General features: G+C 58.3%; 11 protein-coding genes and 1 pseudogene. 8 read left to right on the top strand and 4 right to left on the bottom strand.

The features are described 5' to 3' along the window. A pseudogene (locus KMP13_RS16500) lies at nucleotides 1–672 on the bottom strand (IS5 family transposase); the annotation flags it as partial. Between the two features lie 86 nt (nucleotides 673–758). On the opposite strand from KMP13_RS16500, the gene KMP13_RS16495 reads away from it, so the two are divergent. The 3 genes from KMP13_RS16495 to KMP13_RS16485 all read left to right on the top strand — a co-directional run bounded on the left by KMP13_RS16495 (nucleotide 759) and on the right by KMP13_RS16485 (nucleotide 3,091). After that, entirely contained in the window at nucleotides 759–1,001 is a 243-nt protein-coding gene (locus tag KMP13_RS16495; RefSeq protein ID WP_215267079.1) for a hypothetical protein, read from the top strand. 163 nt (nucleotides 1,002–1,164) lie between these two features. Continuing rightward, the gene (dusA, locus tag KMP13_RS16490; RefSeq protein WP_353055722.1) at nucleotides 1,165–2,169 is read left to right on the top strand and encodes a tRNA dihydrouridine(20/20a) synthase DusA; all 1,005 of its coding nucleotides are present in this window, start codon (nucleotides 1,165–1,167) and stop codon (nucleotides 2,167–2,169) included. A 97-nt stretch (nucleotides 2,170–2,266) separates the two neighbouring features. Beyond that, nucleotides 2,267–3,091: a sulfite exporter TauE/SafE family protein gene (locus KMP13_RS16485; protein WP_215267077.1), complete on the top strand. Its 825-nt coding sequence runs from the start codon at nucleotides 2,267–2,269 to the stop codon at nucleotides 3,089–3,091. A gap of 7 nt (nucleotides 3,092–3,098) precedes the next feature. Here the strand turns inward: KMP13_RS16485 and KMP13_RS16480 are convergent, their stop codons facing one another. The 3 genes from KMP13_RS16480 to ccmI are packed head-to-tail and all read right to left on the bottom strand — an operon-like array spanning nucleotide 3,099 to nucleotide 5,037. After that, a complete protein-coding gene (locus KMP13_RS16480) occupies nucleotides 3,099–3,329 on the bottom strand; it encodes a DUF1289 domain-containing protein (protein ID WP_215267076.1) in 231 nt (76 codons plus the stop codon). Nucleotides 3,330–3,337: 8 nt separating this feature from the next. Continuing rightward, complete coding sequence (gene ruvX / locus KMP13_RS16475) at nucleotides 3,338–3,811, bottom strand: Holliday junction resolvase RuvX (RefSeq protein WP_215267075.1); 474 nt, start codon at nucleotides 3,809–3,811, stop codon at nucleotides 3,338–3,340. Further along, entirely contained in the window at nucleotides 3,808–5,037 is a 1,230-nt protein-coding gene (gene ccmI / locus KMP13_RS16470) for a c-type cytochrome biogenesis protein CcmI (protein WP_215267074.1), read from the bottom strand. Before ccmI ends, ruvX begins: the two co-directional genes overlap by 4 nt. Nucleotides 5,038–5,222: 185 nt before the next feature. On the opposite strand from ccmI, the gene KMP13_RS16465 reads away from it, so the two are divergent. The 5 genes from KMP13_RS16465 (at nucleotide 5,223) to KMP13_RS16445 (ending at nucleotide 11,044) form a co-directional block, all read left to right on the top strand. After that, the gene (locus tag KMP13_RS16465) at nucleotides 5,223–6,467 is read left to right on the top strand and encodes a sarcosine oxidase subunit beta family protein (protein WP_215267073.1); all 1,245 of its coding nucleotides are present in this window, start codon (nucleotides 5,223–5,225) and stop codon (nucleotides 6,465–6,467) included. 40 nt (nucleotides 6,468–6,507) lie between these two features. Continuing rightward, nucleotides 6,508–6,876 (top strand): sarcosine oxidase subunit delta, encoded by a 369-nt coding sequence (locus KMP13_RS16460; protein WP_215267072.1) that lies wholly within the window; start codon nucleotides 6,508–6,510, stop codon nucleotides 6,874–6,876. Between the two features lie 69 nt (nucleotides 6,877–6,945). Further along, nucleotides 6,946–9,966 carry a sarcosine oxidase subunit alpha family protein gene (locus tag KMP13_RS16455; RefSeq protein WP_215267071.1) on the top strand — a complete coding sequence of 1,007 codons (3,021 nt, stop codon included), beginning with the start codon at nucleotides 6,946–6,948 and terminating at the stop codon, nucleotides 9,964–9,966. After that, a complete protein-coding gene (locus tag KMP13_RS16450) occupies nucleotides 9,959–10,525 on the top strand; it encodes a sarcosine oxidase subunit gamma (protein ID WP_215267070.1) in 567 nt (188 codons plus the stop codon). The genes KMP13_RS16455 and KMP13_RS16450 overlap by 8 nt, the downstream gene beginning before the upstream one ends. Before the next feature lie 222 nt (nucleotides 10,526–10,747). Beyond that, a complete protein-coding gene (locus KMP13_RS16445) occupies nucleotides 10,748–11,044 on the top strand; it encodes a hypothetical protein (protein ID WP_215267069.1) in 297 nt (98 codons plus the stop codon). Nucleotides 11,045–11,148 lie beyond the last annotated feature (104 nt).

Below are 11,148 nucleotides of genomic sequence, written 5' to 3'. Positions count from 1 at the left end.
GCCAATCCCTGAGCCTGCCGAATATGATCTCGATCCTGTTCCGGCGTTTGTAGCGGCGTTTGTCATACTTGACGGTCTTCTTGCGCGACTTGCGGCCAGGAATGCAGGGCTTTGCGCCCTTGTCTACAAGGGGTTCTCGGAACCAATCAGCGTCGTATCCTCGGTCTCCGAGAAGCCATTCCATCTTTGGCAAATTGCTCACCAAAGCGCGAGCACCGATGTAATCGCTGATTTGCCCTGCCGTGATAAAGAGGCGGATAGGGCGAGCGCTGGTGTCAGTGATCGCATGCAGTTTGGTATTCATGCCGCCCTTAGTCAGCACGATTAGGCGTCCTTTCCCCCCTTTTTCAACCGTAGGCTGGAGGCCGTGCGATGTGCTTTGAGGTAGGTGGCATCAATCGAGATGGTCTTGTTGTCGGGAGCCTGCTCAGCCAGCCCCATCATGATCCGAGCGAACACACCCATATCACTCCAACGCTTCCAACGATTGTACAGCGTCTTTGGAGGGCCGTACTCGGCAGGTGCATCACACCACCTTAACCCATTACGATTAATGAAGACAATGCCGCTCAAAACACGGCGATCATCCATACGCGCTCGGTCCCGGCTCTTCGGAAAGAAAGGCCTGAGACGCTGCATCTGCGCCTCAGTCAGCCAATACAAATTGCTCATCATGTCCCCCTACAACAAGGGGTCGTGAATCATAACAACCCGACAGGCTCAATCAGTTAATGGGTCCTGACCCTAGAGGATCATGTATGGTTTGGCCAAGGCGCTGTCATTTCAAAAAACGCGCGAGTAGGGAAATCATCGATTGTTGGCAGCTTCAGTTTTTTGGAAATGCAGATTACGATTCTCATTCCATAACTGCGGGAACCCCAGGTAAAAAATTGAAAGAAAATGTGATCTGGGAGCGCGGGAAATTGGATAATATTTTTGAAGATGGCGCGAGTTTGGATGCCTTTTTCAAAGAAAATATGAAATCTCTTGTCTCGAAATAAATGACATCAGCTTGCAACCTGTCTTCGATATTCGCTTTGCGCTTTTTGCGTGCGTAGACGAAAGTTGGGAGTGGCCAGTGTTGCTTTTCCCTGTCTATTGTTGTCCGTCCAATTTTCGACTACTTATGTAAATCTCGGAATTCATAGTATGTGAGCGCCTTAAGTGACTGAAAATAAAAGATATAACTTGCATCAAAGCGCACGCTTAAGTTGTGCGCCCATGATGGATTGGACCGATCGGTTTTGCCGGTATTTCCACCGTTTGATGAGCCGCGAGACGTTGCTTTACACGGAAATGGTCACGGCGCCGGCTTTGGTGCGGGGTGGGGCGTTACATCTGTTGGACTATGCGCCCGAGGAACACCCGATCGCGCTGCAACTTGGCGGCTCGGACCCGGAAGAGCTGGCTAAGGCTGCCGAACTGGGCGCCGATGCGGGATATGATGAGATTAACCTGAACTGCGGCTGTCCCAGCGACCGGGTGCAATCCGGTGCCTTTGGTGCTGTGTTGATGCAAAGCCCTGAGCTGGTGGCTGATTGTGTTGCCGCGATGCGGGAGAACGTCGATGTGGACGTGACCGTCAAATGCCGCATCGGTGTGGACGATCAGGAACCGCGTGACATTCTGCCGGACTTTCTGGACAAGATCCGCGCAGCGGGTTGTGACCGTGTGACCATTCATGCTCGCAAAGCCTGGCTGCAGGGGCTAAGCCCCAAAGAAAACCGCGATATCCCACCGCTTGATTATGATCTGGTGCATCAGATGAAGGCGGAGTTTGGCGACATGCATATCTCGCTTAATGGCGGGGTTGCGACGCTCAAAGACGCGCAAGCGCATCTGGAGGCGGGGGTGGACGGCGTGATGGTTGGACGCGCGGCCTATCATCAGCCGGGCAATGTTCTGGTGGGGGCGGATCAGGCTATCTTTGACCGCGACACGGGCCTGACTGCCGAAGAGGCGGTTCTGGCCATGTTGCCCTTCATCGACGATGAGATGCGCAAGGGCACGCGGCTGCACCAAATCACCCGCCACATGCTGGGCGCCTTTGCCGGTCGGCCCGGCGCGCGCCAGTGGCGGCGCACCCTGTCTGAAGGGGCACATAAGTCCGGCGCTGGCTCCGATCTGGTGTTGGAGGCATTAGATCAGGTGCGGATGCGCGCGGCCTGACGCTTCGTCACATTCAAAAAGACCTAACCTGCGGGGCTGGACATTCCGTGGCCCGCACCAGAAGAGGTAGGCGCAGGTAGAATTCGGGGAGGATGGGATGCCAGACACAGGACTTTTGCTCGAGATGTTCGCGCTTCTCGTGGTGATAGGCGCGCTTGGTGGCGTTCTTGCAGGTCTCTTGGGGGTTGGCGGCGGGATCGTTCTGGTGCCTGCGTTTTTCTATGCGTTTCAGACCCTTGGCTATGGCGGTGATCAACTGATGCAGATCTGTCTGGCAACGTCCCTTGCGACAATCATCGTCACATCCCTACGGTCGGTTCACAGCCACAACAAAAAGGGCGCTGTCGACTGGCAGATCCTGCGTGGCTGGGGGCCGGGAATTGCGATTGGTGCGATCCTGGGCGTGCTGGTGGCAACGTTACTGCGCTCGACAACTTTGCAATTGTTGTTTGGCGTGTTGGCGCTGGTGATTGGCTTGTACATGGCCTTTGGGCGTAGTCACTGGCGGTTGGGAGAGGCGATGCCAGCGGGGGCCGGACGCGCGGCGACCTCGCCCGCGGTTGGGTTTCTGTCGGTGCTGATGGGAATTGGCGGCGGCAGCTTTGGCGTGCCCTTGATGAGCCTGCACAATGTGCCCATTCACCGTGCAGTTGCCACGGCCGCAGGCTTTGGCGTGATCATCGCGCTGCCAGCGGCGGTTGGGTTCCTGCTGATGGAGATCACGCCTGAGAACCGGCCGCCCTTTACCATTGGTGCGGTCAACCTGCCGGCCTTTGGGGTTGTGATCGCGATGACCCTTTTGACGGCCCCTTTGGGGGTCAAACTGGCCCATGCGATGGATCCTAAACCGCTGAAACGCGTGTTTGCGGTGTTCCTGATTTTGGTGGCGCTCAATATGCTGCGCAAAGCGGTCGGATTCTGATTTCCGCTTAACGCTTAAGCCGCCCCTTACGGCCACCGCGCCGTGTCTTGGGCGCAGGTTCGCGGTTGGCCAGATCGGCCATAATAGCGTCGCGCTCACCCTCGTCCATTTTGGACCAGGTCGCGATCTCATCCATTGAGCGCGCGCAGCCGGTGCACAGCCGCGTCTCGGGGTGAATGACGCAGATATTGATGCAAGGGGACTGGATCTCGTCTCGTTTCCAAACGTCTTCGCTCATCTGTTGTCCTATCCGGCGCTGATATGGCGCATGCGGTCCAGCGCCCCTTGCAGAATATAGGACGCCGCAACGTGGTCGATAACCTCTGCGCGACGTCTGCGGCTTGTATCCGCCTCCAGCAGCGCTTTTTCGGCCGCGACAGTCGACAGACGTTCATCCCAAAACCCAATGGGCAGTTCCGTCAGGCGCGACAGGTTACGGGCAAAGGCGCGGGTGGATTGGCAACGCGGGCCTTCGGTGCCATCCATATTGCGCGGCAGACCCAACAGGATCCCAGACAGGTCCCGCTCTTTGATAATCTCAAGCAGGCGGGCGCTGTCGATGCCGAATTTCTTGCGGCGGATGGTCTCCAACGGGGTCGCCACTGCACCAATCCGGTCAGAGACGGCTACGCCGATGGTCTTTTCGCCAAGATCCAGCCCGGTGAGCGCGCTCATCTGGGGCAGGGCGGCAGCAAAGTCTTCAATCGTGTCGTAGATCATTCGGAAATCAGCCCAGACTGGCGCGCCGCTGCGGTAATGATCGCGGCTTGCTCGGGCGCATCTGCAAATCGCGATTGTGCCTCAGCATAGATCCGTTGCGCCCGTTCCACATCCCCCAAAACGGTCAGCGCGGAAATCAGACGCGCCCATTCTGAGGCGGTGCCGCCTTCGCTGGCCAGACGGTCGGACAGACCATCCACCATGCCACGGATCATCTCTTGCTGATCCTCAGGCGACATTTCACTTGCGGCCTGCATCTGTTCGGCGGTGGGGCCGGGTTGGTTGGTCTGCAACAACGCCGGATCAATCTCTTGCCCCGCGCGGAATGCCATATCTGCTATCTGGGCCCGGATCGCCTCGATCCACGGCGCGCCTTCCGGACCGTTGATCAGAGTTTCACGCCAGATCCCAAAGGCAATGTCGGGACGACCGGTTTGCCCCATCATCAGACCCCAGTAATAACGCGCGGTGCCATTGCCCGGGTTCAGCGTCAGCGCTTGTTTCAACGCGTCTTCCGCTTCGGGTGAGACCAGTCCACCAGCGGCCAGGATCATCAGTTCGGCCTGTTCGGCGTGGTCCTCGGGGTTCACGTCACCGTTGGACAATTCAATGAACTTGGCCTTGGCCATATAGGCTTGGACAAAATTGCCAAGGCGCGCTTCGTGTTGTGCCAGCAAGGCCTGCCCGCGCGGATCCGTGGGTCGGCTTTGCGCGGCTTGGCGCAGACGGTCAACCAATTCCACATAGTTCGGCTGCGGGGTGGGCATTTCAAAAGGTTCTGCAGTCGCCTCCATCTCCGTCTGGGAGGGACGGTTTGCGGCCTGATCTGCGGCCAGCGCCAACCGGTAGTCCAACGCTAGATCGCCATAACCCGGCGCACCAAGGTTGACGTACAAGATAAAAGCACCCCCAACCAGCCCCGCAGCCGTGACACCTGCCGCAATCAGCGAGGGCACTTTGGGTTGCACGTCACCATCTTGATGCTTCTTTATCGCGGCATCGGCGGCCAGAATACGGCGCGAGACCTCGGTGCGGATCCGTTCGGCGTCGCTGTCCTGGATCACACCACGGGCCAGATCGCGGTCCACTTCCTTCAGCTGCTGACGGTACAGGCGCAGGTCATAGGCCGCCGCAGGTTCACCCGAACTGCGCGCCCGCAGGATGACCAGAAAAAACAAAACGCCGACAGACAGCGAGATAAAGGCGGTCACGATCCAAAAAGTCATAAGCTCTCCGATATTTGTGCACTGTCTACAGGGGCGCGGGCGCAGAAAAAACCCCTATGACCTGCGGCGCGCTGTCCTGCGCCGATCCGAATGTCGCAAAGGTGCATAAATAGGACGAATAACGGCACAACTTTCGTCCAAAGCAACGTCATACAAAGTTCAGACACGAACCACTGGATTCGCTTATGAAACGCTATTCTGCTTTCGCAGTGGCGCGGGAGGCCCTGCGCTATCACTCTGGTTGGGAACGCGCCTGGGCGTCTCCTGAACCAAAACGTCACTACGATGTGATTATTGTGGGCGCCGGCGGGCACGGCCTGGCAACTGCCTATTATCTAGGCAAAAACTTTGGCATCACCAATGTTGCGGTGATCGAAAAGGGCTGGCTGGGCGGTGGTAACACCGGTCGCAACACGACGATCATCCGCTCAAACTACCTGCAGGACCCGTCTGCGGCGATCTACGAGAAAGCACGCTCCCTCTATGAGGATATAAGCCAGGACCTGAACTACAACGTCATGTTCAGCCCGCGCGGCGTGATTATGCTGGCGCAAACCGAGCATGAGGTGCGCGGCTACAAACGCACCGCCCACGCCAATATGTTGCAAGGCGTGACCACCGAATGGATCAATCCGCAACGCGTCAAAGAGCTGGTGCCGATCATCAACCTCGAAGGGCCGCGTTATCCGGTTCTGGGCGGTCTTTGGCAGGCCCGCGGCGGCACCGCGCGCCACGATGCTGTGGCCTGGGGCTATGCACGGGCCTGTTCTGCGATGGGCATGGACATCATCCAGAAATGCGAAGTCACCGGCGTGCGCACCGAGGCGGGTCGCGTTGTGGGCGTCGACACCACCAAAGGCGCGATTGACTGTGACAAGCTGGGCATGGTGGTCGCGGGCAATTGTTCGGACCTGTCAAATATGGCCGGCTTCCGTCTGCCGGTCGAAAGCGTCGCCCTGCAAGCCCTGGTGTCCGAGCCGATCAAACCCTGCATGGATGTGGTTGTGATGGCCAACACAGTGCACGGCTACATGTCGCAATCCGACAAAGGCGAGATGGTGATTGGAGGCGGCACCGACGGGTTCAACAATTACACGCAGCGCGGATCCTTCCACCATATCGAGGAAACCGTGCGCGCCCTGAATGAAACCTTCCCGATGGTGTCCCGCCTCAAGATGTTGCGCCAATGGGGCGGCATCGTCGATGTCACCGGCGACCGCTCACCCATCATCTCGTCCACACCGGTCAAAAACTGCTTTGTGAACTGCGGCTGGGGCACCGGCGGGTTCAAGGCCATTCCGGGCTCTGGCTGGGCGATGGCGCAGCTGATGGCGACGGGACATTCCTACCTCGCGGAAGAGTTCACCATGACCCGCTTCAAAGAAGGCAAATTCATCGACGAATCCGTCGCTGCCGGGGTGGCGCACTGATGATGATCTTCGCAAATTATACGACGACGGAGCAGAGCCAATGCTGATCCTTGAATGCCCATATTGCGGTGTCCACGCCGAAGAAACCGAACTTCAGGCGGGTGGCGAAGCGCATCTGAAACGCTTTGGCCCCGGCTCATCCGATGAAGACTTCCACGACTATCTCTTCATGCGCGAAAACCCAAAAGGCGTGCATTTTGAACGCTGGCGCCACGTCAATGGCTGCGGCAAGTGGTTTCACGCCGCTCGCTGCACCGTCACGCTTGAGGTATTCGGCACATACACAGCGCAAACTGGGACCCCGCCACAGGCACTCTTGGACGAAATCTCCACGAAACGTCCCGGCTGGACATGGCGCGAATTCACCGATGCTTCCGCACCGCACGCCGGGGCCGAGGACGCCAGCTGATGGTTCATCTTTTCAAAAATACTTCCGCCGGAGGCTCCCGTGCTTTCGGTCTGCGAAAGGTCCGCTGATATGAGCACTCGCCTCGCAAAACAGGGTCGCCTGATCGACCGCACCAAACAGATCGTCTTTACCTTCAACGGGCGCAGTATGCTGGGCTATCCCGGTGATACGCTGGCCTCGGCTCTTCTGGCCAATGACCAGATGCTGGTGGGCCGGTCGTTCAAATACCACCGCCCGCGCGGTCTCGTGGCCTCAGGCTCCGAGGAACCAAACGCGCTGGTGGGTTTGGGCGCAGGAGAGCGGTTCGAGCCGAACCAGCGCGCCACCACCACCGAATTGTTCGAAGGTCTTGCAGCCCAGTCACAAAACCACTGGCCCAGCCTGGAGTTTGACGTCGGCATCTTGAACAGCAAACTGTTCTCCCGCGTGCTGACGGCCGGCTTTTATTACAAGATGTTCATCCATCCAAAGCCGTTCTGGAAACACGTCTACGAGCCTTTCATTCGCCAATCCGCGGGTCTCGGCAAAGCGCCGGATAAAGAGCTGAAAGACGCGGACACCTACGAACATTTCTACTTCTTCGCTGATGTTGTGATTGTCGGCGGCGGTGTGGCGGGTCTGCAGGCGGCAAAAACTGCGGCTGCTTCCGGTGCCAAAGTTCTGCTGATGGAACAAAACGCCCATTGGGGTGGGCGCGCGCCAGTGGACGGCGGCACCATCGACGGGATGGAGGCCGAGGCTTGGGTCACCAAAACCCTGGATGAGTTGCGCGCGATGGAGAATGTCACCCTGCGCGATCGGATGATGGGGGCAGGGGTCTATGACCACGGCTATTTGCTGGGCTATGAGCGCCTGACGGATCATGACCCGTCCAAAGGCGGCCCACGCCACCGTTTGTGGCGTATTCGCACCAAACAGATCATCACCGCCTGTGGCGCCATCGAGCGCCCCTTGTCCTTTGCGGGCAATGATGTGCCCGGCGTGATGCTGGCATCGGCCATGCGTGACTATGTGGTGAACTGGGGCGTGACCCCCGGCAAACGTGTCGTGGTTGCCACCAACAATGACGACGCCTATCGCACCGCCTTGATTCTGCAAAAGGCGGGCGTCGAAATCGCCTGCATTCTGGACGCTCGTCGTCTGGGGGGCGGAGCCCTCGCGGCAGAAGCACGTGCGGCGGGTATCCGTGTCGAGGACGGCCGCGCCATTGCCAAAGTCGCCGACGGTAAACGTGTCACCAAGGTCGCGATCTGTCTGCAGGACGGTGATGGCCAATCCATTGAGGAGATCGCAGCCGATGCGGTTGCCATGTCCGGCGGCTGGTCGCCCGTGGTGCACCTGTGGTCCCACTGTGGCGGCAAGCTGACTTGGGACGACACACAGGCCCATTTCCGCCCTGACCCAACCCGTGCTCCGATCTCTCACGACGGCAAAGCCTTTGTGGTCACGGCTGGCACGTCTTCGGGTCCATTGGAGCTGAGCGCGGTTCTGACGGATGCGGCCCAGGCCGGTGCCACAGCCGCACAAGGCGCGGGCTTCCCGGCCCAAACCGCAGATCCAGCATCGGCGGAGACCATGCCCGAGACCCCGATGGAGCCGGTCTGGCTGATGCCTGCAAATGCCGACATCCAGCATCGGATGAAATCCTGGCTGGACTATCAAAACGACGTCAAAGTATCCGACGTGCAACTGGCGGCGCGCGAAGGGTTCGAAAGCGTCGAACACACCAAACGCTACACCACCCTTGGCATGGCAACCGATCAGGGTAAGCTGAGCAATATCAACGGCCTTGCGATCCTTGCGGATACGTTGGGATCTGAGATCCCACAGGTCGGCACCACAACGTTCCGCCCGCCCTATCACCCGATTTCCATGGGCGCGATTGGTGGTGAGGCACGCGGTGACGTCTTCCAACCGCTGCGCAAGACCCCGATGTATGACTGGCACGACACCAACGGAGCCGATTGGGAACCCGTGGGCCACTGGCGTCGCCCCTTCACCTTTCTGCGGGACGGCGAAACCGTGCAAGAGGCCGTGAACCGCGAGGTCAAGAACACCCGCGAAAACCTTGGCCTGTTAGATGCGTCCACCCTGGGCAAGCTGGTGGTCAAAGGGCCGGATGCAGGCAAGTTCCTCGACATGATGTACACCAACATGATGTCGAACCTGAAGATCGGCAAATGCCGCTATGGGTTGATGTGTTCCGAGAACGGCTTCCTGATGGATGACGGCGTTGTTGCCCGCGTGGATGACGACACCTGGCTGTGCCACACCACCACCGGCGGGGCGGATCGGATCCATGCCCATATGGAGGAATGGCTGCAGACCGAATGGTGGGACATGCAGGTTTATGTCGCCAATGTGACCGAGCAATTTGCCCAAATCGCCGTGGTCGGCCCCAACGCCCGCAAGGTTCTGGAAAAGCTAGGTGGCATGGATGTCTCCAAAGAAGCGCTGCCGTTTATGGAATGGCGAGACGGGGACATCGGTGGTTTCAAGGCGCGCGCCTATCGGATCTCATTCTCGGGTGAGCTGTCCTATGAAATCGCGGTTGCGGCCTCTGAAGGGCAGGCGTTTTGGGATGCGCTGATGGAAGCGGGTAAAGAGTTCGGCGTCATGCCCTATGGCACCGAAGGTCTGCACATTCTGCGCGCCGAGAAGGGCTTTATCATGATCGGGGATGAGACGGACGGCACCGTCATTCCGCAGGATTTGGGCCTGAACTGGGCCTTGTCCAAGAAAAAGGACGACTATCTCGGCAAACGCGCTCATTTGCGCTCTCACATGGCCGATCCGGACCGGTGGAAACTGGTCGGGCTTGAGACGGTCGATGGATCGGTTCTGCCGGACGGCGCCTATGCGGTGGGCAATGGGGTAAACGGCAATGGCCAGAAGAACACCATTGGCCGCGTCACCTCGACCTATTTCTCATCAAACCTCAACCGTGGGATCGCGATGGGTCTGGTCAAACAAGGCCCCAAACGCATGGGAGAGGTGATCTCTTTCCCCGGCACTGATGGGAAGATTTACGAGGCCAAGATCGTTGATCCGGTTTTCTACGACAAAGACGGGGAGAAGCAGAATGTCTAACGCAGTGAGTGTTTTGAACGGAGCCTCCTTCACTGGTCTGGCTGAGGTCAAGGACGCAGGTCTGGTCGGCATGATCACCCTGCGCGGGGATCTGGCGTCGAAATCCCTGGCCAAAGCGGTCAAGGAGTGCACTGGCTGTGCCATCCCTGGCATCCGCAAAGTCACGCAGGCCGACGGGACAACTGTCGTATGGATGTCTCCGGACGAGCTGTTGATCGTCACCGCCTATCAAGACGTCGACGCCAAGGTGGACGCATTGTCGACGGCGCTGACGGGCGCGCATGCACTGGTGGTCAACGTCTCTGACGCGCGTGCGATGTTTACGGTGTCTGGTTCCGGTGCACGTGAGGTGCTGGCCAAGGTCGCGCCCGTGGATTTTGCCGCCGATCAGTTTGTCCCTGGTGGTTTCCGCCGCACACGACTGGCGCAGGTCGCAGGTGCCTTTTGGCTGGACACAGACGCATGTTTCAACATCGTATGCTTCCGGTCGGTTGGTCAGTATGTCTTTGACCTGCTCACGACCTCGGCCGATGCCAATGCGGAAGTTGGTGTCTATTAACCACACTTCAAAAATGTTCCGGAGTACTTTCGCTTCTGCAAACGCGCCCTCTTTTGGGGCGCGTTTTTCTCTGGATATCAGCTTTGGGTTGAATTTCGGAGTTTTACGGTGACCTATTTAGTCAAAACAGTTTCCGCAGCTATCCTTGTTCTGTCGTCCACAGCCCTTTCTGCACAGGCTGAAACCTATCTTTGTAAATTCAAAGATCACGGCAGGAATAACGTGATCCCAAAACAAGTGCTGGTGAACGTCCAATCGGCAGGCACGGCCGAGATCATTGATCCCTTTCTGATCCATATGAAGCAGCCACCGAAAAAGGCCGACTTTGTCAGCGATACATCCAAACTGTTGCGCGCCCGCTGGACCATTGACCGGATGGAGTTTTCTGGCGGCTCGCGTCTGGATTTGAAGATTTCCCTGGTCCACCGAAAGGCGCGCAACAAAGCCTTTGTTACTATTCAGGTGGTGGGTGCAGACAACACCGATCAAGGGACCGGTTCCTGCGGGTTACAGAGTTAGAGCCAATTTGTGCAGACCAATGGCGCTTGTCGCGAGACAAGAGTCGCAAAGGGGGCGTGACAGATTTGCCGGTTTGCCGATGCCAAGAGCGCTGAAAGCTGCAA

Origin of the sequence: Epibacterium ulvae, from assembly GCF_018678075.1 — a bacterium.
In the GTDB taxonomy this organism is placed as follows: domain Bacteria; phylum Pseudomonadota; class Alphaproteobacteria; order Rhodobacterales; family Rhodobacteraceae; genus Epibacterium; species Epibacterium ulvae_A.
Note: the sequence above shows the minus strand (reverse complement) of the source record. Positions and strands in the feature narration are given on the sequence as shown.